The following is a 22,503-nucleotide window of genomic DNA, read 5'->3' as shown; positions in this document are numbered from 1 at the left end:
AACTTCAAATAGGCCTTGGCACTGCTCAAAAAGCCAATTTCGCACCAATTTAGTGCTAACAGGTACAGTTGTGCTCATTTATGACCGTACAGCACTCATAAACAGTTAACTGGCCCATCGCAATACAGTTGAACTGTATCTACAGAGCCTGGACAGAGAAGAGGATCATTGGCATCAGTTAAACCACTACCTAATGCCGCCACAAGCGGAAGGATGCCGTCATGGAACGTACACTCAGTTCCGAACTGTTCAGCGAAAGCAACACTGTAAACACCCAGGCTTCAATGCCTTTGCGCGTACTTGCCAACCTGATGTTGTGGCAGCGCCGCATCTCCAGCCGCCATCAATTGGCTCGCCTGGATTCGCGTCTTCTGGCTGATGCCGGTATCAGCGAAGCACAGCGTCACGAAGAGTTGAGCAAGCCGTTCTGGCGCTAATGAGCGCTCGCTGGCCCTGACCACCGGTCCACTGCCAGCACCCAGAATTGAAAAAACAAAACCCGTCGCGGGCATCCGCGACGGGTTTTGTCGTTTCAGGCGCCTGATTTGGAAGTGTTAACAGCAGACAGGTACAGTTTAAATAAACTTAAAATATGCAGGTACAGTTTGCAAAAAGCCTGATCCAGAGCATTCTTGCTACGCCAATCGTCAAAACGACCTTTGCGCCAAGCAGCCCTGCGCCTACTATTCGACTCATAACCCTGTATTTTTCTGGAGTAACCCCATGCCCACTCTTCGTCTGTTCAGTGCCGCTGCTTTGCTGACACTTGCTGCAAGCGCCAGCGCCTCCAGCTTCCTGGTCACTACCGATGCCATCGTGGGCGCCCTCAAAGCCACCTCCGACCTGACTTCGGACGCAACCGGCTCACTGCGCAACAACAAAATTGTGCGCGAAGCCCGTGACGACGCCGCCAGCTTCGTCGCCAGTGAAGGTGTTATTCGCGGCGTGAAATTGGAAAGCGCTTTCGACACCATTCGCCAGCAAGCCCCTCAACTGCAAGCCACCGATGCCCAACTGGCGCAGGCCATTCTGGCGATCTGAAATCGCGCGTGGAAGTTGCCGCAGCCTGCGGCAACTCCTGCGCAGAGAGTTACCTAGCACCCACGTGCGCTCTTAACACTTCATGAAGATCCCGGCACCGTACTGGTTCTGCTACCACCATTACGCTAGCCTTGGGCCTCGATCACACAGAACGAGACCCATGCGTTTTTCTTTATTAGCACTTCTTGCACTCTGCTGGCCCCACTCAGCGTTCGCCTTCGACACGACCACCCAAAATGTGGTGCTCAGTGGTTACGTCACCAGTAAAGTGACGTCCGCGCCTTTCGATAACAAACTGATCAGTGCCGCGCATGATGACGCTGCCGTCTTTATTGCCAGTGATGGCCAACAACGAGGCGCACAGCTGGAGTCTGCCTTGCGCTACCTGCGCCAGAGCCAGCCAAAATTGAGTGCCACTGACCTTGAACTGGCACAAGCAATTCTCGTCCAATAAGCACCCGCTTTTTCTGGAGATGTTCCATGCGTAGCCCTTTAATTCTCGCCACCCTCGGCCTGTTGCTGCTCGCCGATATGGCGCAGGCGCACACCGTCGTGCAGACCAGTAACATCATCGTGCGTGCGTTTGGTCGCACCATCGACTTCACATCCGACACCACTACCTCCATTCGTGACTCTAAAGTGGTTCGTGAAGCCCACGACGACGCAGCCACATTCGTTGCCAGCGAAGGCACTATTCGCGGGGCGCAACTGGAATCAGCCTTCAACACCCTGCGTGAACGCGTGCCTGAAGCGCGTAACGCCAGCGACCACGACCTCGCCGAAGCTATCCTCGCTCTGTGAAACAACTGACTGGCTGGCTCGCGGCATGCGCCCTGCTGCTTATCGCCAATAACGCGCACGCAGCCCTTCATTTGCAGCTCAAGACAGAAGGCCTTACTCCTGCTGAGCAGCAAGCCAGCCAAGCGCTGCTCGACGAAGCCATGCAAAAGCTTCCACCGCGCTTTATCGAGCAGTTAGATCGCCAGATTCTGGTCGGCTGGAGCAATGACATGCCCAGCAACGCTTACGGCCAAGCGTCGTTGGTGTCTGAGCTGGACTTGAATCGCAGACTATTGGCCGGCTTGACCGATGGCACAGCAGCGACGCAAAAGACCAACCGCCCCCACGGTACTGTGCGCAAGGAAATGCTCGCCACTGTGCTGCACGAACTGACCCACCTCTACGACCGCGCCCGCCTCTGGCCAGCCGCAGAGCGTGCCGTCATCCAGCGTTGCACACGGCAAAACAGCAGCGCGGGGGTGATTGGCCTGCCAGACCAATGCCGCGGACAAACCGAGCGCCGCTTCACCCTCAGCGATGACCCTCGCCTGCTAGATTTGGCCGGCTGGCAACAATATGTGGGCCGTCGTGGGGAACGCGAACAAGACAACCACCAGATCGTGCGTAGCCCCGATCTGTACGAAGTCAGCAACCCCAAAGAATTCGTCGCGGTCAACATGGAGTACTTCCTCCTCGACCCGACCTATGCCTGTCGGCGACCCGCGTTGTATCGCTACTACAAAGAGCGATTCGGCTGGGCACCCGCCACCAAGGACGAATGCCCCAAAGCCTTTCCTTTCCTGAATGCCGGCAACGACTTTGGCAAACAACCGCTCGGCAGCGTCGACCCAGAGCGGGTGTACGCCGTCGACTACCTGCTGGCTGAAGCCAATCAGGAATGGGCCAGCCGTTGGGGTCACAGCATGCTGCGCCTAGTGATTTGCGCGCCCGGTCGCCCACGTGGCCCAGACTGCCGACTCGACCTGCAAGAACACTTGGTGTTGTCGTACCGAGCATTCGTTAACGACGTACAGCTTTCAAGCTGGGACGGCCTGACAGGCGCCTACCCTTCGCGGCTATTTATACTGCCACTGGCTCAAGTCATCGACGAGTACACCAAGACCGAACTGCGCAGCCTGGCTTCGGTGCCGCTCAACTTGAGCCGCCCGGAAATCGAAGAAGTGGTTGAGCACGCCGCCGAAATGCATTGGAGCTACGACGGCAACTACTACTTTGTGTCCAACAACTGCGCGGTCGAAACCCTGAAACTGCTGCGCAGCGGCAGCGACAACGCGCAACTCAAAGGCTTGGACAGCATCGTGCCCAACGGCCTGCTTGAAGTGCTCAAGGCCCGCGGCTTGGCAGACACCAGCGTGTTGGACGATCCCCGCGAAGCGTTGCGCATGGGCTATCGCTTTGACTCCTACCGCGACCGCTATCAAGCCATGTTCAACGTCTTGAAAACCCGTCTGCCGATCAAGCAACAAACCGTCGAAGACTGGATGGCCCTGAATGCCGACGAGCGCCGCACGTGGTTTGAGCACGCCGACCTGCGTGCCAGCGCGGCCATGTTGCTACTCGAACAAGCCAGTTTCCGACGCCAGCTGTTATTGGCTCAGGACGAAGTGAAACAAAAGTACTTAGGCGCACGCGGCCTCAAAGATGGCGGCATGGATAAAGCCAACAAAACCCTGCAAGAAATACTCGCCAGCAGCGGCTTCCTCAGCCGCCCAGCCGAGTTGCTCGGCAGCAGCGGCTATGGCCTGCCCCAAGCCCAAGAATGGGAAATGCTCGAATCCGAAAGCAGCCAACGCCAGAAACAACTGCTGCGCCTGACCGGTGATTTGGACAAAGAAGTGCGCAGCTTGCTGGAGCCTGCCCGAGCGGCCGAAATCGCCGCCACCGAAGTCAACGTCAAGCAGATCGCTGAACACCTGCGCACGATCCACAAAGCATCAGGCGGGTTGCAACTCCCGTAGGAGCGAGCTTGCCTCGCGATCTTTTGATCTTACGCCCCAGGCACAAAGTGCTTCTGCGCTGTGCCGTGGGCGATAAGCCGCGAGAGGTAGTTCATTTTCTCCGCGTCCTGATCTACAAAGCGGAAGGTCAGTTGCAACCAGTCGCTGTCAGGTTTGGGCTCGTACGCCACGATGGCATGCAAGTAGCCATTCAAGCGCGCCACCTCGGCCCGCTCGCCTTGCTCAAGGTCCAGTACGGCGCTGGACAGCACCTGCGGCAGCACTTCGCCACGACGCACCACCAGCAGCGCCTCCTTGAGGCTCAACGCTTTAATCACACAAGGCTGGGTGCCCGTGGGCAAACGCAGTTGCCCTTGGCCGCGACTCGCCTGTGCCTGGGCAGCCGGTTTGGCCACGGAAGCGGGTTGGGGTACTGGACGCGCCACTGGCGAAGGCGCCACAACCTGCGCCTTGCCGCCCGTCAGCGCATTCAGTGAATCATTGCCCAGAGACGTGCTGACACGCATCGGCGCGCTGGCCATCGCCGCGTCGAGTAAACCGGCCTTGGTGAGGGCTTTTTTCACTTTGGTCAACAATTGTTCATTGGTGAACGGCTTGCTGACAAAATCCGAAACACCCGCCTGGATCGCCTGCACCACGTTCTCTTTGTCACCGCGGCTGGTGACCATGATGAAGGGCAGCGTTTTAAGGCGGTCCTGCTCACGGCACCACGCCAGCAACTCAAGGCCCGACATTTCCGGCATTTCCCAGTCGCACAGCACCAAGTCAAAAGGCTCACGAGTCAGCAAGGCCTGGGCTTTGCGGCCGTTGACCGCGTCTTCAATCCTGATACCGGGAAAATAGTTACGCAGGCAATTTTTCACCAGATCGCGAATAAACGACGCGTCATCCACCACTAACACACTGACCTTGCTCATCGACTGCTCCTTTAAAATCCTGACAACCATGCGCCCAATGATGGCCAACTGCCAAGACCGATCAACGCCTCCGACGCCCTGACGGCTCGCAAAGCGTCTCGAATATGAACACCAGAAACCAAAACGCCCGGCAATGAGCCGGGCGTTTTTTGTCTCGGGCAATCTTATTTATCGTCAGGCTGCGCCTCAACATTAGCTTTATTGGCGCCCGTGCCCTCAACTTCTTCGCGCATGCGCTTAAGGCCCATGTGCCGCACGTCGGTACCGCGTACCAGATAAATCACCAATTCCGAGATATTGCGCGCATGGTCGCCGATACGTTCCAGCGAACGCAGCACCCAGATGATGCTCAACACACGTGAGATCGAACGCGGGTCTTCCATCATGTAGGTGGCCAGCTCACGCAAGGCTGTCTTGTATTCGCGGTCGATGATTTTGTCGTACTGCGCGACGGACAACGCCAGCTCAGCGTCGAAGCGGGCGAACGCGTCTAACGCATCCCGGACCATGTTGCGTACCTGGTCGCCAATGTGCCGAACTTCTACGTAGCCGCGTGGCGCCTCACCCTCTTCACACAGCTGAATCGCACGGCGGGCGATCTTGGTCGACTCATCGCCAATGCGCTCCAGATCGATCACCGACTTGGAAATGCTGATGATCAAACGCAGGTCAGACGCCGCCGGTTGGCGACGGGCCAAAATGCGCAGGCACTCCTCGTCGATGTTGCGTTCCATCTGATTGATCTGCTCATCAATCTCACGCACTTGCTGCGCCAACCCGGAGTCAGCCTCGATCAACGCAGTAACAGCGTCGTTAACCTGTTTCTCGACCAGACCGCCCATCGCCAGCAAATGGCTGCGCACGTCTTCGAGTTCCGCGTTGAACTGAGCGGAAATGTGATGGGTGAGGCCATCCTTTGAAATCATGGGTTTGCTCCGCAAAAGCTGTGAGCTGCAAGCTATAAGCTGCAAGCTATGTATGTCGTTCCACTAGATTGCTACAACTTGCCGCTTGAAGCTAAACGCTTACAGCTGGCAACTAGCCATATCGGCCAGTAATGTAGTCTTCGGTCTGCTTTTTGGCCGGGTTGGTGAACAACGTGTCGGTGTCACCGTACTCAACCATTTTGCCCATGTACATGAACGCGGTGTAATCCGAAACCCGTGCTGCCTGCTGCATGTTGTGCGTCACGATGACGATGGTGAACTTGGACTTGAGCTCGTAGATCAGCTCTTCGACTTTCAGTGTCGAGATCGGGTCGAGTGCCGAGCACGGCTCATCGAGCAACAACACTTCGGGTTCGACCGCGATGGTACGGGCAATCACCAAACGCTGCTGCTGACCACCGGACAAACCCAGCGCCGATTCGTGCAGACGGTCTTTGACCTCATCCCACAGCGCCGCGCCTCTCAGTGCCCACTCAACCGCTTCGTCAAGCACGCGCTTTTTGTTAATGCCCTGAATCCGCAGGCCATACACCACGTTTTCGTAGATGGTCTTGGGGAACGGGTTAGGCTTTTGAAACACCATGCCCACGCGACGGCGCAGCTCAGCCACGTCCTCGCCTTTACGGTAAATGTTGTGGCCGTACAGGTTGATCTCGCCTTCAACGCGGCAACCATCCACTAGGTCGTTCATGCGATTGAACGTGCGCAGCAGCGTAGACTTGCCACAGCCAGACGGGCCGATAAACGCCGTCACCCGTTGCTTTGGAATGTTCAAGCTCACGTCGTACAGCGCTTGTTTTTCCCCGTAAAACAGGTTCAGACCTGGGACTTCAATGGCAACGGTTTCGTCAGCCAGACTCAGGCTTTGTTTGCTGCGACCCAAGGCCGACATGTTGATGCCGTGGGCTGAGGAATCATGCTGCATGGGCTCACTCCGTTCGTAGCTGCAAGCTTCTAGCTGCAAGCTGCAAGTGTTTAGCAAAAGCGGCGGCGGTATTGAACTTGCCGCTTGGGGCTTATCTATTAGCTATCCAGCGCTTTGTACTTCTCGCGCAAATGGTTGCGTATCCACACGGCCGACAGGTTCAGCGTCGCGATTACCAGCACCAGCAGCAGCGCGGTGGCGTACACCAGCGGGCGGGCCGCTTCAACGTTCGGGCTCTGGAAGCCCACATCATAAATGTGAAAGCCCAAGTGCATGATCTTCTGATCAAGGTGCAGGTAAGGGTAGTTGCCGTCCAACGGCAGAGATGGCGCCAGTTTGACCACGCCCACTAGCATCAGCGGCGCCACTTCACCGGCCGCACGGGCCACCGCCAAAATCATGCCGGTCATCATGGCCGGGCTGGCCATCGGCAGCACGATCTTCCACAGCGTCTCGGCTTTGGTCGCGCCCAGCGCCAGCGAGCCTTCACGCACGGTACGCGGGATGCGCGCCAGCCCTTCTTCCGTGGCCACGATCACCACGGGCACTGCCAGTAGCGCCAAGGTCAGCGAAGCCCACAACAGGCCCGGCGTACCAAAGGTCGGCGCTGGCAAAGCTTCGGCGAAGAACAGTCGATCAACCGAACCGCCCAGTACGTAAACAAAGAAGCCCAGACCAAACACCCCGTACACAATCGCCGGGACGCCAGCGAGGTTGTTGACCGCGATGCGGATTACCCGGGTCAAGGTGTTCTGTTTGGCGTATTCACGCAGGTACACCGCCGCGAGCACGCCGAACGGCGTCACGATCACGGCCATGATCAAGGTCATCATCACGGTGCCGAAAATCGCCGGGAAGATACCGCCCTCCGTGTTGGCTTCACGTGGGTCCTGGCTCAGAAACGCCCAAATATTGCTGAAATACATCGCCAGCTTCTGCCAGCTGTTCATGGCGTTGGGCTGGTAGGCCTTGACCACTTTGCCAATGTTGATTTCCAGCTCTTTGCCGTTGGCATCACGGGCAGTGAGGCTGTCGCGGTTGAACTCGCTGTGCAAGTCGCTCAAGCGCTCTTCGACGGCTTTGTAACGTGCATTTAGCTCGGCACGGCCAGCGTCCATATCGGCTTGCGCGGCAGCGTCCAGATTGCCGGCCAACTCCAGCTTGCGGCCATGCAGACGGATACGCTCCAGCCCGGCGTTGATAGCGCCAATGTCTTTCTTTTCCAGTTGGCTGAGTTGCGATGCCAGATCATTAACGCGTTTGACTCGGGCTTGCAGCTCTGGCCAAGCCGCAGCGCCTTGCGCCACGACCTTGCCGTTTTCTTTCACATTGACCAAGTAGCCGTAGAAGTTGCCCCACTCGCGGCGCTCAATCGCCATCAGCTCAGGCGGCTTGGCCTCACCGGTCAACCACTCCCCCACCACCCAGGTAAAGTCGTTGCCGTTCAGATCACGGTTACCCACCTTGATCAGTTCGCGCGTCATGAACTCCGGGCCTTGCGCAGGTACCGGCAAGCCCGCACTTTTCAGACGCTCACGCGGTACTTCTTCTTTTTGCACCACTTCGCCGATCACCAGGTGATTAGCATCACCCGGCACGTCGTAGTGCGCGTGAATCAGGTCGGCGGGCCAAAAGTGCCCCAGACCGCGCACAGCAATCACCGACAGCAAGCCAATCGTCATGATGACGGCGATGGAAACTGCACCACCGCTGATCCAGACGCCGGGGGCGCCGCTCTTGAACCAGCCTTTGAGGGAGTTCTGTTTCACAGACTTCTACCTTCCTTAAAGCGACGAATATTTCTTGCGCAGACGCTGACGAATCAGCTCGGCGAGGGTGTTCATGATGAAGGTGAACAACAGCAGCACCAGCGCCGAGAGGAACAGCACGCGGTAATGACTGCCGCCCACTTCCGACTCCGGCATCTCTACCGCCACGTTCGCCGCCAAGGTGCGCAAGCCTTCGAACAGGTTCATTTCCATCACCGGGGTGTTGCCCGTGGCCATCAACACAATCATGGTTTCGCCGACCGCACGACCCATACCGATCATCAGTGCCGAGAAGATCCCAGGGCTGGCGGTCAGGATGACCACCCGGGTCATGGTTTGCCACGGCGTGGCACCCAGCGCCAGCGAACCCAGGGTCAGGCCGCGCGGCACGCTGAACACGGCGTCTTCAGCAATCGAGTAGATGTTCGGGATAACCGCAAAGCCCATCGCCAGCCCCACCACCAACGCGTTGCGCTGATCGTAAGTAATGCCCAGGTCATGGGAGATCCACAGGCGCATGTCGCCGCCGAAGAACCAAGCTTCCATGTGCGGGCTCATGTACAGCGACAAGCCACACACAAACAAAATCACCGGGATCAGGATCAGGCTTTCCCACCCCTCAGGCACACGCAGACGAATCGACTCAGGCAGGCGGCTCCAACCAAAACCCGCCACAAGAATGCCAACCGGCATCAGCACCAGCAGGCTGAAAATACCCGGCAAGTGACCTTCAACGTACGGCGCCAAGAACAGGCCCGCAAAGAAGCCCAGGATCACCGTCGGCATGGCTTCCATCAGCTCGATCACCGGCTTGACCTTGCGACGCAGGCTCGGAGCCATGAAATAAGCGGTATAGATCGCAGCGGCAACGGCCAGCGGTGCAGCCAGCAGCATGGCGTAGAACGCCGCCTTCAACGTACCGAAGGTCAATGGCGCGAGGCTCATCTTGGGTTCGAAGTCGGTGTTGGCGGCGGTCGACTGCCAGACGTATTTAGGCCCGTCGTAGTTCTCGTACCAGACCTTGCTCCACAGCGCGCTCCAGGACACTTCCGGGTGCGGGTTCTTCAAAGTCAGCGGCAGCAGCTTGCCACCCTCTTCTACGATAATCCGGTTAGCGCGCGGCGACAGCCCCATGACGCCCGGACCTTCAGCCACTTTTTCGACCAACAAGGTGCGGTGCGCGGTGCTGTGGAACACACCGATCTCACCGGCGGCGTCCAGGGCCAGGAAGCCCTTGCGCCGTTGCTCAGCGGTAATCTCAACAATCGGCGAAGTGCCCATCTGGAAACTGCGAATGAGCTTGAAGCGCTGTTCGCCATCCGGGTCACGGGCCATGAACCACTGGCTCAGGCCGCCGCTCGAATCACCGAAGATTAACGAAATACCGCCCACCAGCTGTGTACTGGCAGTGATTTCAGTGTTGGCGTCCTCCAGCAACTTGTAACGACCATTCAGGCTCTTGTCGCGCAAGCTGAACACATCGGCTTGGGCACGACCGTTGACCACATACAGCCACTGCTGACGCGGATCGACATACAGGGCCTTAACCTTCTCGGTCATCTGCGGCAAGTCGATGCGGTTCTCAGATTTCGTGACCTCGCCAGTCATCGCGTTTTCTTCGCTGCTCAACGACAGCACGCTCAGCTGTGAACCGGACGATCCCGCAATCACCAGCGTTGAATCGTTAACGTTGAGGTTCACGTGATCCAGCGGCTGCCCTTGCGGATCAAGCGTGATTGGATCTTGGCCGTATGGGTACTCAATGGCAGGCGAGATGGTCTTTTTGCCATCCGGGTAGCTGACTTTATAGGTATGACGAAACACCAGCGCCTGACCATTGGACAAGCCCAGAATCACCGCCGAGCTGCCGGGCTGGTCCTCGCCGAGCGACGTCACATGCGAATCGGCTGGCAGTGGCAAATCAACCCGTGAAAGCTCCTTGCCATCCTTCACGCTAAAGAACAAGACCATGCCCTTATCGGACACCCGCATCCCCACCTGATTCTGCTCTTCAACCGAGATCATCAGTGGCTTGCCAGCGTCCTGCATCCACACTGGCGTAATCGCCTGCTTGGCATTTAAGTCAGCCCCCTGAAACAGCGGGTACACCACATAACCGAGAAAGAAGAAGATCAGGGTGATTGCGCCGAGCACCGCAAGGCCGCCGATAAAGACATACCAGCGGGTCAGGTGATCTTTGAGGGCGCGGATGCGGCGCTTGCGCTGCAATTCAGGCGTATTGAAGTCAATGCGCTTGGGAGCGGATGGCGTAGTCATTGGGGAATTGGCCAGATCATTCATGCGCACACCCTAGCGGTCCTGTATGACAAAAAGATGACAAAGCGGTGACGCAAAAAAGCCACCTCGCAATAGTGCTGGCAGCTAAGTGAAATAGTAGTTGATGCAGGGGCGATTTAGCCCGCCCCGTGCATCACGCCTAAAACTACGTTCAGGCGTTTACGGCGTTTTACTTGCCTTCATGCAGGCCTAGATCAGCCAAGGCCTTGGCAGCCACTTTGGCTGGCAGCGGGATGTAGCCGTCTTTCACGACCACTTCCTGACCTTGCTTGGACAGAACCAGCTTGATGAACTCGGCTTCCAGCGGGTTCAACGGCTTGTTAGGCGCCTTGTTCACGTACACGTAAAGGAAACGCGACAGCGGGTATTTGCCGTTCAATGCGTTTTCTTCGGTGTCTTCGATAAACTCAGTGCCGCCTTTCTTGGCCAGCGCTACCGTTTTCACGCTAGCCGTTTTGTAACCGATGCCCGAGTAACCAATGCCGTTCAGCGAGGAACTGATCGACTGCACAACCGACGCCGAACCGGGTTGCTCGTTCACGTTTGGCTTGTAGTCGCCTTTGCACAGGGCTTCTTCTTTGAAGTAGCCATACGTGCCGGATACCGAGTTACGGCCGAACAGTTGAACAGGCTTGTTGGCCAGGTCGCCGGTCACACCCAGGTCGCCCCACGTTTTAACGTCGGCTTTAGCACCGCACAAACGAGTCGACGAGAAAATCGCGTCTACCTGTTCCATGGTCAGGTGCTGGATCGGGTTGTCCTTGTGCACAAACACAGCCAGTGCATCCACAGCTACCGGCACTGCTGTTGGCTTGTAACCGTACTTCTGCTCGAAAGCAGCCAGTTCGGTGTCTTTCATTTTGCGGCTCATCGGGCCCAGGTTAGAGGTGCCCTCAGTCAACGCAGGTGGCGCAGTGGCGGAGCCAGCGGCCTGAATCTGAATGTTTACGTTTGGATATTCTTTTTTGTAAGCCTCAGCCCACAAGGTCATCAGGTTCGCCAGGGTATCGGAACCAACGCTGGACAGGTTGCCCGAAACACCGGTGGTCTTGGTGTACGCCGGAATTGTCGGATCAACACCCGCGGCAACCGCATTCGCAGTCGCAACGCCTGCGGCGACAAAAGTCAGGGCCGCCATCACACGCTTCAGTTTCATGCCTTACTCCTAGCAAACGGGGTTAGATGAATCGGGGGCCAGTATCAGCAGACCTTATGACCACTCTATGAACCGATTGTGACAGTTAGATGAAAGGCCATCATTCGGATACAAATGATGGCCTTTATAGAGAAGCAAACAATGTGTGGCGATTAAACCGAGCCGGTCAGCGCCCTTTCTTCCACAGATAAGCACCCACCAACAACCCCATCGCACAAATGATGGCCACGTAATACGCCGGGCCCATCGGGCTTTCCTTAAGCAACAAGGTCACGGCCATTGGCGTCAGGCCGCCGAAGATGGCGTAGGCCAGGTTGTACGAGAACGATAAACCGCTGAAACGCACCACAGGCGGAAAGGCTTTAACCATCACATACGGCACCGCACCGATGGTGCCTACAAACAAACCACTCAAGGCGTACAGCGGAAACAGCCAGTCCGGGTGCTGCAACAGGCTGTGATAAAAGACCCAAGTGGTCGCGAGCAATGCCGCACAGCCCACGACGAATACTTTGCCGGCGCCAAAGCGGTCAGCCAATGCACCCGAGGCGATGCAACCCAGACTCAGAAAGACGATGGCCAAGCTGTTGGCCTGCAACGAAGTGGTCGCCGAGAAGCCGTACACCGTTTGCAGCACGGTGGGCGTCATCAAGATGACGACGATGATCCCGGCCGACAGCAACCAGGTCAGCAGCATCGAAACCACAATCGCGCCACGGTGGTCACGCAGGACGGTTTTGAGCGGTACTTCTTCGGCCAATGCCTTGCGCAGTTGCAGTTCGGCAAACACCGGGGTTTCGTGCAGCCAGCGACGCAGGTACACCGAGAACAGCCCAAATACACCGCCCATCAAGAATGGAATCCTCCACGCGTAATCAGAAACCTCAGCCGGTGTGTAAATCGTATTGATCGCCGTGGCCATCAATGAGCCCAGCAAAATACCCGCGGTGAGGCCGCAGGTCAGGGTGCCGCAGGCGTACCCAACGTGACGTGGCGGCACGTGCTCAGCCACAAATACCCATGCGCCGGGCACTTCGCCGCCAATAGCAGCGCCCTGGATCACGCGCATCAGCAGCAAGAGAATCGGTGCCCACATGCCGATCTGTGCATAGGTTGGCAGCAGGCCCATGATCAGGGTCGGCACGGCCATCATGAAGATGCTCAAGGTGAACATCTTTTTGCGCCCCAGCAGGTCGCCGAAGTGCGCCATGACGATGCCGCCCAATGGGCGCGCCAGGTAACCTGCGGCAAAAATGCCGAAGGTTTGCATCAGGCGTAGCCACTCCGGCATGTCCGCCGGAAAAAAAAGCTTCCCGACCACCGTGGCGAAAAACACAAAAATAATGAAGTCGTAAAACTCTAGCGCCCCGCCTAAAGCAGACAGCGACAACGTTTTGTAGTCATTACGGGTTAACGGTCGCGAAGGCGGCGCGGCGCTGGAAGGCTCAGTGATCATGGGGTATTGCTTCTCTTATTAGGCTCGACGAAAAGCTGCATCTACGCCGGCAGGGCTTGGCAGGTTTTGAAAGATAACAAATTGTTTGCAAAAGCACAGAGCTAGACGCGTGGCGTGTTCAAAAAGCCGAATCAGGAGGTCGTCGGGCGGGCAATGGCCCGATATACTCGCAAGCCGTAAGAAACATTCAGCAACCACTGAAGTTGCTGTGCGAAACGTCTGCTGGGCACTCTACAGCCGATTTCGCCGAGTTTCCCTTCGCGCGGCTTATGAAGAACGTGACGAACGTAGTATGTTCGGGCTGAATCGTTTTTCTGAAGACGTCTATTCACCCGCAGTACACATGATGAATCACGGGTCAGAGGCCCTTTGGCATGCTAGAGCTCGAACAAGAAGATCCAATCCCGCAAGGCGACCTGGCCTTGCAAATCACCGCCCTGCCACGCGAAACCAATGGTTTCGGCGATATTTTTGGCGGCTGGCTAGTCTCGCAAATGGACCTGGCAGGCACCGCAATGGCCAGCAAGGTCGCCGGTGGCCGTGTTGCCACGGTCGCGATTGATCGCATGGCATTTCTGGTCCCTGTGGCCGTCGGCGCACAGTTGTCGTTCTACACCCAGACACTGGAGATCGGCCGCAGCTCGATCCAGATGATGGTTGAAGTGTGGAGCGACGACCCGCTGTCCAGCGAATGGCGCAAAGTCACCGAAGCCGTGTTTGTGTTCGTCGCCATTGATGGCAGCGGCCGCACACGTTCTGTTCCACCACGTCGCTAATCCGCCCCAAATAAAGAGAGCCCGCCATGCACCACATTGAGTCTGTCACCCTGGACGAACTGGAGTGCTGGCACTTTCAGCATGGCCAGGCCCAACTGCTGGTCGCTAAACAGGGTGCGCAAGTGCTCAGCTATCAAGTTGGCGATGAGCCGCCTATTGTCTGGCTCAATGAAAAAGCTCAGTACAAAAAAGGCAAAGGTATCCGCACGGGCATGCCTGTGTGCTGGCCATGGTTTGGTAATTTGGCGCGTAACCCGCAAAGCGTCCAGGCCATGCGCGTCAGCGACGAACCTGCAACCGCTCACGGCCTGGTGCGTACCCGCGAGTGGGAACTGCTGGAGATCGATGATGCAGGCGAAGCACTGCACATTGAATTGGGCCTGCCACCTATCGACGGTGGCCTACCCGGCTGGCCGCACGATGTGGCGCTGACCCTGAGCATCCGTCTCGATACCCAATTGCACGTCAGCCTGACCAGCCATAACCGCAGCGATACGCCGGTCAGCATCAGCCAAGCGCTGCACAGCTACTTCGCAGTCAGTGATGTGCGCAATGTTCACGTCGACGGGTTAGACGGGCTGACCTACATCGAAACGCTCGACGACTGGAAACACGTTCAGCAAAACGGCGCTCTGACCTTCAGCGGCGAAACCGACCGTATCTACCTCGACACACCGCAGCAGTTGAGCATTGTCGATACCGACTGGCACCGCAGCATCGAACTGACCAGCCGTGGCTCACGCACCGCTGTGATCTGGAACCCGTGGACCGACAAGACCGCCACCTTCAGCGATATGGCGCCCGATGGCTGGCAGCGCATGCTGTGCATCGAAACCGCCAACGTGATGGATGACGTGATCACTCTGGAACCGGGCGCGAGTCATACGCTGGGCGTGAGTATCAGCAGCAAGCAGCTTAAAGCCTGACGTACACAAATCCTGTGGGAGCCTGGCTTGCCAGCGATGCAGGCGATGCGGTTTTTCTGTCAAACCGCGTCGATACCATCGCGGGCAAGCCCGCTCCCACAATTAATCGGTATCAGGCCCATAACGGCTACAAATCCGCCTCAACTACGACCCGCACCTTGCTCGCATCCAGCGCATAGGCAGCATCTGCCAAGTCATTACTGACCTTCTCGACCTTCAGCGTGCCCATTACCCACAGCGGCGTGTAGATGTCATCCAGCTTCAAACCTTTTGGATAGCGCACCAGCACCAACTGGTTTGGCGGCGGCGGTGGCACATGGATGCAGGCGCCTGGGTATGGCACCAGAAAGAACAGCGTGCTGCGGCCCTTGGCATCTGTTTCCAAGGGCACCGGATAACCGCCCAAACGGATATTTTTGCCGTTCATGCTGGCGACGGTTTTGTTGGAATACATCACGGCCGGCAGGCCTTTGCTTTGTTTCAAGCCACCCTTAGCGGTAAACGTGCCCTGAGCTTCAGGCGAGTCATGGTCGATTTCGGGCATTTCTTCGAGGGCTTTTTGATCCGACGTGGGCATCAGGTCGAGCCAGTCGGTTTCGGGCAGTTCTGCCGCGTGTACTAGGCCGCAGCCCAGCAAAAGAAAAATCGCTACAAGACGACGCATGACGGGCTCAGTAAAAGAAGGCTGATGACAGCGCGCATTCTAGCCCCCTCTGTCACTAAGACAGAGAGGGCAAAAGGCTTAAATCAGCTCTTTTTGGTGACCAGACCCCAAATCACCAACAACACGATTGCGCCAATCACGGCACCAATAAAACCAGCACCCTGGCCTGCTTGATAGATGCCCAGCGCTTGGCCACCATATGTCGCCGCCAATGAACCACCGATACCCAGCAAGATAGTCATGATCCAGCCCATGCTGTCGTCGCCAGGTTTCAGGAAACGAGCCAACAGGCCGACGATCAAGCCGATAAAAATGGTTCCAATGATACCCATGGACGCTTCCTCTCTTTAGATGGTGTTAACCAAAGCCTAGTCAGCACTTTGGTATCACGCCATCAGAGAGCAACAAGAACCGAATGGTTCCATCGACTGCAGGCTTATGCCTCGTCGATCAGCGCCTCAACACGCAGGATCTGCGCGTGCAAGGTCGCCATATCGGCGCAGCGCAGGTTGGCGTGACCGACCTTGCGACCAGCCTTGAATGCTTTGCCGTAGTGATGCAAATGGCAGTCGGCAATCGCAACGACCTTCTCAACCGGTGGCACGCGGCCAATAAAGTTAAGCATCGCGCTCTCACCCACTTTGGCCGTCGAACCCAGCGGCAGGCCCGCGATGGCACGCAAGTGGTTTTCGAACTGGCTGCACTCAGCACCTTCGGTGGTCCAGTGGCCGGAGTTGTGCACACGTGGGGCGATTTCGTTGGCCTTGAGGCCACCGTCGACTTCAAAGAACTCGAACGCCATTACGCCGACATAATCCAGTTGCTTGAGCACGCGACTCGAATAGTCTTCGGCCAAGGCTTGCAGCGGGTGATCGGTGCTGGCCACCGACAACTTGAGAATGCCGCTGTCGTGAGTGTTGTGCACCAACGGGTAGAACTGCGTTTCGCCATCACGACCGCGTACGGCAATCAGCGACACTTCGCCTGTGAACGGTACAAAACCTTCCAGCAGGCACGCTACGCTGCCCAGCTCGGCAAACGTACCCACAACATCAGCCGGGGTACGAAGCACTTTCTGGCCCTTGCCGTCATAACCCAAAGTGCGGGTTTTGAGGACGGCCGGCAGACCGATAGTGGCCACCGCAGCGTCCAGATCGGCCTGGGACTGAATGTCGGCAAACGCAGGCGTCGGAATGCCAAGGTCTTTGAACATGCTCTTCTCGAACCAGCGGTCCCGAGCAATGCGCAGCGCTTCGGCACTCGGGTAAACCGGGACGAATTGCGACAGGAAGGCCACGGTTTCAGCCGGGACGCTTTCAAACTCAAACGTCACCAGATCGACTTCGTCGGCCAACTGACGCAAATGATCAGGGTCGCTGTAATCCGCACGAAGGTGCTCGCCCAACGCTGCTGCGCAGGCGTCAGGCGCTGGATCTAGGAAAGCGAAGTTCATGCCCAGCGGAGTTCCCGCCAGAGCCAGCATGCGGCCCAGTTGGCCGCCACCGATTACACCGATTTTCATCGTCTAAAACCTCAGGCTTCGCGCGGGTCTGGATTGTCCAGCACGCTGTCAGTCTGCTCAGCACGGAATGCTTTCAACACGGTGTGAAACTGCGGGTGCTTGGCGCCCAAGATGCTAGCCGACAGCAAGGCGGCGTTGATCGCGCCCGCTTTGCCGATAGCCAACGTGGCAACCGGAATACCCGCTGGCATTTGTACGATGGACAGCAGCGAATCCACGCCCGAGAGCATTGCTGACTGCACCGGCACGCCAAGCACTGGCAAATGAGTTTTAGCGGCACACATGCCTGGCAAGTGGGCTGCGCCACCGGCTCCGGCAATAATGACCTCGATCCCGCGGCCTTCGGCCTCTTCGGCATACTGGAACAGCAAGTCCGGAGTGCGGTGGGCAGAGACCACTTTCACTTCGTAAGGAATGCCGAGTTTTTCCAGCATATCGGCGGTGTGGCTGAGGGTGGACCAATCGGACTTGGAGCCCATGATCACGCCTACCAGTGCACTCATCGTCGCGCCTCTTCTCTTGGGCGCCCGCAGGCGCGTCAAAAAACAACAAGCCACGTGGAGGATCCGACGTGGCTTGTTATAGGAATTAAGGCCGGTCAAGCCAGCCGAAGGCCGCGCAGTATACACCGAAGAAGTCGCTTGAAAGCACCTTTGACGACCATCTGTCTGCGGCTTTATCAATCACCAAAAGTGCCGAATTTACTGACCCTACGGTCAAGCCTGATGCCTCGCTAACGGTAGGAACACACGAGCCCCTAAAGAGCCCGCACTGGCTTAACGCCAACCTATTCCGGCTGAACCGCGCTCTCCAACTTGCGCCACAGCAATCGCACGTTCGCCTTACGCACCAGCGCACAGCGATAGAGGCGTATCTCTAGAGGCACGTGCCATTGCTGCCCGCCGCACACCACTAACTCACCGCGCGCCAGCTCGGCTCGCACACTTAAATGCGGCACCCAGGCAATGCCCAGCCCTTCGAGCGCCATGCTTTTAAGGCTGTCAGCCATGGCGGTTTCATAAATAGTGGTAAAGCGCAGGCTGCGTTGGCGCAGCAACAAATTCACCGAACGCCCTAAAAAAGCCCCGGCGCTGTAAGCCAACAACGGCACGCTGGCTTCCCCTTCCAAATCGAACAGCGGTTTGCCGTCTGCATCGGCAGCACACACCGGCAGCATTTCGGTATTGCCCAAGTGCAAGGAGGGAAAAATCTCCGGGTCCATCTGCAATGCCGCGTCTGGATCGTAAAAAGCCAGCATCAAATCGCAACCACCTTCACGCAATGCATGCACCGCGTCTCCGACGTTAGTCGCAACCAGCCGCGTAGCAATGTTCAGCCCTTCATTGCGTAATTGAGCAATCCAGCGTGGGAAAAACCCCAGCGCCAGCGAGTGCGCTGCAGCCACTTGCATGACCTCACCCTGCCCGCCTTCAAGGTGATGAAGATGGCGCAACACCTCCCCCAACTGCTCCACCACGGTACGTGCCGTGACCAAAAACAGCTGACCGGCCGCAGTCAACTCCACCGGGGTGCGGGAACGATTCACCAAGGTCAGCCCCAGCGCCGCTTCCAGGCTGCGAATACGCCGACTGAACGCAGGCTGCGTGACGAAACGACGCTCCGCTGCCTGAGAAAAACTGCGGGTAGCAGCCAAGGCACTGAAGTCCTCTAACCATTTGCTTTCGAGATTCATCGAGTCCTCCCGGACGCGCACCAAATTGGGTCACACGCTCGACGCGGCCGCCGCGTCACGTCGGCATTATGCCGTTTCTGCATAGGATAGTGTTTAAAGGCATTGGCCCAAAATAGTCTGCAAGCCTAGGATTCTCAGCGTTCCGGCCCAGACCGGGTTCTTATCGAGATGATTTCTATCATGTCCTCTGCTGCATCTTTCCGTACCGAAAAAGACCTGCTTGGCGTACTCGAAGTACCCGCTCAAGCGTATTACGGCATCCAGACCCTGCGAGCGGTGAATAACTTCCGTCTCTCCGGCGTTCCGATTTCGCATTACCCGAAGCTGGTCGTGGCCTTGGCCATGGTCAAGCAAGCCGCAGCTGACGCCAACCGCGAGTTGGGCCACCTGAGCGACGCCAAGCACGCTGCCATCAGCGAAGCCTGTGCCCGCCTGGTCCGCGGCGATTTCCACGAAGAGTTCGTGGTTGACATGATTCAAGGCGGCGCTGGCACTTCAACCAACATGAATGCCAACGAAGTCATCGCCAACATCGCGCTGGAGGCCATGGGCCACCAGAAAGGCGAATACCAATACCTGCACCCTAACAACGACGTGAACATGGCGCAGTCGACCAACGACGCTTACCCAACGGCCATCCGCCTGGGCTTGCTGTTGGGTCACGACGCGCTGCTGGCCAGCCTCGACAGCTTGATCCAGTCGTTCGCGGCCAAAGGCGTTGAGTTCAACCACGTCCTGAAAATGGGCCGTACTCAACTGCAAGACGCCGTGCCGATGACTCTTGGTCAAGAGTTCCACGCGTTTGCCACCACCTTGAGCGAAGACCTGGCCCGCCTGAAAACACTGGCGCCAGAGCTGCTGACCGAAGTGAACCTGGGCGGTACTGCGATTGGTACCGGCATCAACGCCGACCCGCGCTACCAGCACCTGGCCGTGACCCGTTTGGCAACCATCAGCGGCCAGCCGCTGGTACCGGCTGCCGACTTGATCGAAGCCACCTCGGACATGGGCGCCTTCGTTCTGTTCTCCGGGATGCTTAAGCGTACTGCGGTCAAACTGTCGAAGATTTGCAACGACCTGCGTCTGCTGTCCAGCGGCCCACGCACCGGCATCAACGAAATCAACCTGCCAGCGCGCCAGCCGGGCAGCTCGATCATGCCAGGCAAGGTCAACCCAGTTATCCCGGAAGCGGTTAACCAGGTAGCGTTCCAGATCATCGGCAACGACTTGGCCCTGACCATCGCGGCTGAAGGCGGCCAACTGCAACTGAACGTGATGGAGCCGTTGATCGCCTTCAAGATCTTCGACTCGATCCGCCTGCTGCAACGCGCCATGGACATGCTGCGCGAGCACTGCATCACCGGCATCACTGCCAACGAAGCACGTTGCCGCGAACTGGTCGAACATTCCATTGGTCTAGTGACAGCACTGAACCCGTACATCGGCTACGAAAACGCCACCCGCATCGCCCGTATCGCCCTTGAAAGCGGCCGTGGCGTGCTGGAACTGGTGCGCGAAGAAGGCTTGCTCGACGACGCCATGCTCGACGACATCCTGCGCCCAGAAAACATGATTGCCCCGCGTCTGGTGCCTCTCAAGGCCTGATGCTGTAACACGCTCACCAGGTCGAGAGACTAGACACCTCTCACCTTTTGAGGGCCTGCAGATACGTCTGCAGGTCCTTTTTTTTGCCCGCGATTCAAGGTCGCTTTGCCTTTTCGTAGCAGTTACCGAAGGCTACGTCCGGGGGCGAAGCCACCGTAAGATCAGACACCTCGATGCACCAGCAATACTGCGTATTCTGGGCTTACGATCGCTGCGCAATCGGACGTAGCCGTCGGCAACTGCTACGGGTTTTGCGTGAGCAGACTTGCTTGCGCCTACCGAGTATTGGCGCCTGCCGATCATCAAAAGATCGCAACTTACGTAGTGACAACAGTAGATTTCGGCCATGCATAAGGGCTTTTCGGACGATTCACACATGAAAAAGCAGTCAGTTATAGAGACGCTTCCTACGCTCCTAGGTATAGTGCCCGCCCTCTTGCCATGCGTCGGCCCTGCAACAACGGCCATCAGCAGCGTGCAAACAGCATCGTAAACCAAGCAGCAACATGGCCTGTTTCACTTTGATCACCTACGTTTATGCCCTGTCTTGACGGGCGTAATGCGTGATCTCGGTCCGGTCGTGTTGCCATCAGATAAAAACAGCGAGGAATAATCCATGCTAGAAGTCATCAATGACTTCCTCTCAGGGAAAGTACTAATCGTGCTCATGGTTGGGCTCGGTGGCTACTTCACGATCCGCTCGCGTTTCGTTCAGTTTCGTTACTTCCTGCACATGTTTGCCGTGTTCAAAGACAGCCTGCGCAGCAGCGCCGGCCAACTCAGCTCGTTTCAGGCCTTAATGCTGAGCCTTGCGGGCCGTGTAGGCGCGGGTAACATTGCCGGTGTCGGCATCGCCGTAACCCTCGGCGGCCCCGGTGCAGTGTTCTGGATGTGGGTGACCGCCCTTGTCGGCATGTCTAGCAGCCTGATCGAATGCTCGCTAGGCCAGTTGTACAAGCGCCGCGACGCTGAAGGCCAACTGCGCGGAGGCCCCTCTTTCTATATGAAGCACGGCCTGGGCAAAAGCTGGATGGGTAAATTGATGGCCGTCTTGCTGCTGATCACCTTTGGTTTTGCGTTCATGGGCCTGCAAGCGCACGCCGTGACCCACTCGCTGGAAAACGCCTTCGGTTTTGACGTCAACTACACCGGCGTGGTCATTGCCGTGCTGTTGGGCCTGGTGTTTATCGGCGGTATCAAGCGTATCGCTTCGGTCGCAGACCTGCTGGTACCGGTCAAAACCCTGGCGTACATCGCCGTGACGATTTACGTGATCGTGCTGCAATTCGATCAAGTGCCGGCCATGCTCGGCCACATCGTGAAAAGCGCCTTCGGCATGGACCCAGTCTTTGGCGGCCTGATCGGCAGCGCGATTGTGATGGGTGTAAAACGTGGCGTTTTCGCCAACGAAGCCGGCCTGGGCAGCGCCCCGAACGTAGCCGCGGTAGCCGACGTAGAACACCCAATCGCCCAAGGCGTAGTCCAGGCGTTCAGCGTATTCCTCGACACCTTTGTGATCTGCACCTGCACCGCGTTGCTCATTCTGCTGTCCGGCTTCTATACCCCTGGCTTTGAAGGCGACGGCATTGCCCTCACCCAAAACTCGCTGGCCGCTGTCGTCGGCGAATGGGGCCGGGTATTCATCAGCGTGGCCCTGGCGTTGTTCGTGTTCACCTCGATGCTCTACAACTACTACTTGGGCGAAAACAACCTGCGCTTCCTGGTCGGTGAAAGCCGTAAGGCGCTGCTGGGCTATCGCGCTTTAGTGTTGGTGTTGATTGTTTGGGGCTCGATTGAAAACCTACAAACCGTCTTCGCCTTCGCAGACATCACCATGACCATGTTGGCCTTCGTCAACCTGATCGCTCTGGCGATGCTGTTCAAGATTTGCATGCGCGTGCTCAAGGACTACGACGACCAGCGCCGCGCGGGGATCAAGACACCCGTGTTCGATTCCAGTAAATTCCCGGACTTGGATCTGGACTTAAAGGCTTGGCCGCCTTTGCCACCGGCCAAGACCGAAGAAACAAAACGCTAATAACAACGCGG

At 57.5% G+C, this 22,503-nt stretch carries 21 protein-coding genes; 9 read left to right on the top strand and 12 right to left on the bottom strand.

Annotated features, from left to right (window positions below; translation table 11 throughout):
• Positions 1-221 precede the first annotated feature (221 nt).
• The 5 genes from B347_RS0121995 to B347_RS0121975 all read left to right on the top strand — a co-directional run bounded on the left by B347_RS0121995 (position 222) and on the right by B347_RS0121975 (position 3,800).
• A complete protein-coding gene (locus B347_RS0121995) occupies positions 222-437 on the top strand; it encodes a DUF1127 domain-containing protein (protein ID WP_019411856.1) in 216 nt (71 codons plus the stop codon).
• 286 nt (positions 438-723) lie between these two features.
• Positions 724-1,041, top strand: a complete 318-nt coding sequence (locus B347_RS0121990) for a DUF2388 domain-containing protein (protein WP_019411855.1) — start codon at positions 724-726, stop codon at positions 1,039-1,041.
• 160 nt (positions 1,042-1,201) lie between these two features.
• Positions 1,202-1,495, top strand: coding sequence for a DUF2388 domain-containing protein (locus B347_RS0121985; protein WP_019411854.1), 294 nt, complete (start codon positions 1,202-1,204; stop codon positions 1,493-1,495).
• 26 nt (positions 1,496-1,521) lie between these two features.
• Complete coding sequence (locus B347_RS0121980; protein WP_019411853.1) at positions 1,522-1,842, top strand: DUF2388 domain-containing protein; 321 nt, start codon at positions 1,522-1,524, stop codon at positions 1,840-1,842.
• A complete protein-coding gene (locus B347_RS0121975) occupies positions 1,839-3,800 on the top strand; it encodes a DUF4105 domain-containing protein (protein WP_019411852.1) in 1,962 nt (653 codons plus the stop codon). Before B347_RS0121980 ends, B347_RS0121975 begins: the two co-directional genes overlap by 4 nt.
• A gap of 29 nt (positions 3,801-3,829) precedes the next feature.
• Here B347_RS0121975 and B347_RS0121970 read toward each other — a convergent pair whose 3' ends face one another.
• From B347_RS0121970 to B347_RS0121940, 7 genes are all read right to left on the bottom strand, one after another.
• The gene (locus B347_RS0121970) at positions 3,830-4,717 is read right to left on the bottom strand and encodes a response regulator (protein ID WP_019411851.1); all 888 of its coding nucleotides are present in this window, start codon (positions 4,715-4,717) and stop codon (positions 3,830-3,832) included.
• A gap of 164 nt (positions 4,718-4,881) precedes the next feature.
• A complete protein-coding gene (gene phoU / locus B347_RS0121965; RefSeq protein ID WP_019411850.1) occupies positions 4,882-5,643 on the bottom strand; it encodes a phosphate signaling complex protein PhoU in 762 nt (253 codons plus the stop codon).
• 112 nt (positions 5,644-5,755) lie between these two features.
• Positions 5,756-6,589, bottom strand: a complete 834-nt coding sequence (pstB, locus tag B347_RS0121960; protein WP_019411849.1) for a phosphate ABC transporter ATP-binding protein PstB — start codon at positions 6,587-6,589, stop codon at positions 5,756-5,758.
• Between the two features lie 98 nt (positions 6,590-6,687).
• Positions 6,688-8,358, bottom strand: a complete 1,671-nt coding sequence (gene pstA, locus B347_RS0121955) for a phosphate ABC transporter permease PstA (RefSeq protein ID WP_019411848.1) — start codon at positions 8,356-8,358, stop codon at positions 6,688-6,690.
• Between the two features lie 15 nt (positions 8,359-8,373).
• Positions 8,374-10,659 (bottom strand): ABC transporter permease subunit, encoded by a 2,286-nt coding sequence (locus tag B347_RS0121950; protein ID WP_019411847.1) that lies wholly within the window; start codon positions 10,657-10,659, stop codon positions 8,374-8,376.
• Positions 10,660-10,825: 166 nt separating this feature from the next.
• The gene (locus B347_RS0121945; RefSeq protein ID WP_019411846.1) at positions 10,826-11,812 is read right to left on the bottom strand and encodes a phosphate ABC transporter substrate-binding protein PstS; all 987 of its coding nucleotides are present in this window, start codon (positions 11,810-11,812) and stop codon (positions 10,826-10,828) included.
• 166 nt (positions 11,813-11,978) lie between these two features.
• Positions 11,979-13,268, bottom strand: coding sequence for an MFS transporter (locus tag B347_RS0121940; protein ID WP_019411845.1), 1,290 nt, complete (start codon positions 13,266-13,268; stop codon positions 11,979-11,981).
• Positions 13,269-13,642: 374 nt separating this feature from the next.
• On the opposite strand from B347_RS0121940, the gene B347_RS0121935 reads away from it, so the two are divergent.
• Positions 13,643-14,044, top strand: coding sequence for an acyl-CoA thioesterase (locus B347_RS0121935; protein WP_019411844.1), 402 nt, complete (start codon positions 13,643-13,645; stop codon positions 14,042-14,044).
• Positions 14,045-14,070: 26 nt separating this feature from the next.
• On the top strand, positions 14,071-14,970 hold the full coding sequence (locus tag B347_RS0121930; RefSeq protein WP_019411843.1) for a D-hexose-6-phosphate mutarotase: 900 nt from the start codon (positions 14,071-14,073) through the stop codon (positions 14,968-14,970).
• A 127-nt stretch (positions 14,971-15,097) separates the two neighbouring features.
• On the opposite strand, the gene B347_RS0121925 is transcribed toward B347_RS0121930, so the two are convergent.
• From B347_RS0121925 to B347_RS0121905, 5 genes are all read right to left on the bottom strand, one after another.
• Complete coding sequence (locus B347_RS0121925; RefSeq protein WP_019411842.1) at positions 15,098-15,634, bottom strand: DUF3299 domain-containing protein; 537 nt, start codon at positions 15,632-15,634, stop codon at positions 15,098-15,100.
• 83 nt (positions 15,635-15,717) lie between these two features.
• Positions 15,718-15,966: a GlsB/YeaQ/YmgE family stress response membrane protein gene (locus B347_RS0121920; protein ID WP_019411841.1), complete on the bottom strand. Its 249-nt coding sequence runs from the start codon at positions 15,964-15,966 to the stop codon at positions 15,718-15,720.
• A gap of 104 nt (positions 15,967-16,070) precedes the next feature.
• Complete coding sequence (locus tag B347_RS0121915) at positions 16,071-17,156, bottom strand: 5-(carboxyamino)imidazole ribonucleotide synthase (protein ID WP_019411840.1); 1,086 nt, start codon at positions 17,154-17,156, stop codon at positions 16,071-16,073.
• Between the two features lie 11 nt (positions 17,157-17,167).
• On the bottom strand, positions 17,168-17,659 hold the full coding sequence (gene purE / locus B347_RS0121910; protein WP_003438120.1) for a 5-(carboxyamino)imidazole ribonucleotide mutase: 492 nt from the start codon (positions 17,657-17,659) through the stop codon (positions 17,168-17,170).
• A gap of 284 nt (positions 17,660-17,943) precedes the next feature.
• Positions 17,944-18,849, bottom strand: coding sequence for a LysR substrate-binding domain-containing protein (locus tag B347_RS0121905; RefSeq protein ID WP_019411839.1), 906 nt, complete (start codon positions 18,847-18,849; stop codon positions 17,944-17,946).
• A gap of 180 nt (positions 18,850-19,029) precedes the next feature.
• Here B347_RS0121905 and aspA point away from each other — a divergent pair, with 180 nt between their 5' ends.
• Both aspA and B347_RS0121895 read left to right on the top strand, forming a co-directional pair.
• The gene (aspA, locus tag B347_RS0121900) at positions 19,030-20,454 is read left to right on the top strand and encodes an aspartate ammonia-lyase (protein WP_019411838.1); all 1,425 of its coding nucleotides are present in this window, start codon (positions 19,030-19,032) and stop codon (positions 20,452-20,454) included.
• 616 nt (positions 20,455-21,070) lie between these two features.
• Positions 21,071-22,492: an alanine/glycine:cation symporter family protein gene (locus tag B347_RS0121895; RefSeq protein ID WP_019411837.1), complete on the top strand. Its 1,422-nt coding sequence runs from the start codon at positions 21,071-21,073 to the stop codon at positions 22,490-22,492.
• Positions 22,493-22,503 lie beyond the last annotated feature (11 nt).

The organism is Pseudomonas psychrophila HA-4, from assembly GCF_000282975.1.
Classification (GTDB): domain Bacteria; phylum Pseudomonadota; class Gammaproteobacteria; order Pseudomonadales; family Pseudomonadaceae; genus Aquipseudomonas; species Aquipseudomonas psychrophila_A.
The sequence above is the reverse complement of the archived record's forward strand: the minus strand, read 5'-3'. Positions and strand labels throughout refer to the sequence as shown.

Coding starts and splice junctions, on each gene's coding strand:
- B347_RS0121995 (WP_019411856.1), top strand. CDS start 222: ATGGAACGTACACTCAGTTCCGAACTGTTCAGCGAAAGCAACACTGTA.
- B347_RS0121990 (WP_019411855.1), top strand. CDS start 724: ATGCCCACTCTTCGTCTGTTCAGTGCCGCTGCTTTGCTGACACTTGCT.
- B347_RS0121985 (WP_019411854.1), top strand. CDS start 1,202: ATGCGTTTTTCTTTATTAGCACTTCTTGCACTCTGCTGGCCCCACTCA.
- B347_RS0121980 (WP_019411853.1), top strand. CDS start 1,522: ATGCGTAGCCCTTTAATTCTCGCCACCCTCGGCCTGTTGCTGCTCGCC.
- B347_RS0121970 (WP_019411851.1), bottom strand. CDS start 4,717: ATGAGCAAGGTCAGTGTGTTAGTGGTGGATGACGCGTCGTTTATTCGC.
- phoU (WP_019411850.1), bottom strand. CDS start 5,643: ATGATTTCAAAGGATGGCCTCACCCATCACATTTCCGCTCAGTTCAAC.
- pstB (WP_019411849.1), bottom strand. CDS start 6,589: ATGCAGCATGATTCCTCAGCCCACGGCATCAACATGTCGGCCTTGGGT.
- B347_RS0121950 (WP_019411847.1), bottom strand. CDS start 10,659: ATGAATGATCTGGCCAATTCCCCAATGACTACGCCATCCGCTCCCAAG.
- B347_RS0121945 (WP_019411846.1), bottom strand. CDS start 11,812: ATGAAACTGAAGCGTGTGATGGCGGCCCTGACTTTTGTCGCCGCAGGC.
- B347_RS0121940 (WP_019411845.1), bottom strand. CDS start 13,268: ATGATCACTGAGCCTTCCAGCGCCGCGCCGCCTTCGCGACCGTTAACC.
- B347_RS0121935 (WP_019411844.1), top strand. CDS start 13,643: ATGCTAGAGCTCGAACAAGAAGATCCAATCCCGCAAGGCGACCTGGCC.
- B347_RS0121930 (WP_019411843.1), top strand. CDS start 14,071: ATGCACCACATTGAGTCTGTCACCCTGGACGAACTGGAGTGCTGGCAC.
- B347_RS0121925 (WP_019411842.1), bottom strand. CDS start 15,634: ATGCGTCGTCTTGTAGCGATTTTTCTTTTGCTGGGCTGCGGCCTAGTA.
- B347_RS0121920 (WP_019411841.1), bottom strand. CDS start 15,966: ATGGGTATCATTGGAACCATTTTTATCGGCTTGATCGTCGGCCTGTTG.
- B347_RS0121915 (WP_019411840.1), bottom strand. CDS start 17,156: ATGAAAATCGGTGTAATCGGTGGCGGCCAACTGGGCCGCATGCTGGCT.
- purE (WP_003438120.1), bottom strand. CDS start 17,659: ATGAGTGCACTGGTAGGCGTGATCATGGGCTCCAAGTCCGATTGGTCC.
- B347_RS0121905 (WP_019411839.1), bottom strand. CDS start 18,849: ATGAATCTCGAAAGCAAATGGTTAGAGGACTTCAGTGCCTTGGCTGCT.
- aspA (WP_019411838.1), top strand. CDS start 19,030: ATGTCCTCTGCTGCATCTTTCCGTACCGAAAAAGACCTGCTTGGCGTA.
- B347_RS0121895 (WP_019411837.1), top strand. CDS start 21,071: ATGCTAGAAGTCATCAATGACTTCCTCTCAGGGAAAGTACTAATCGTG.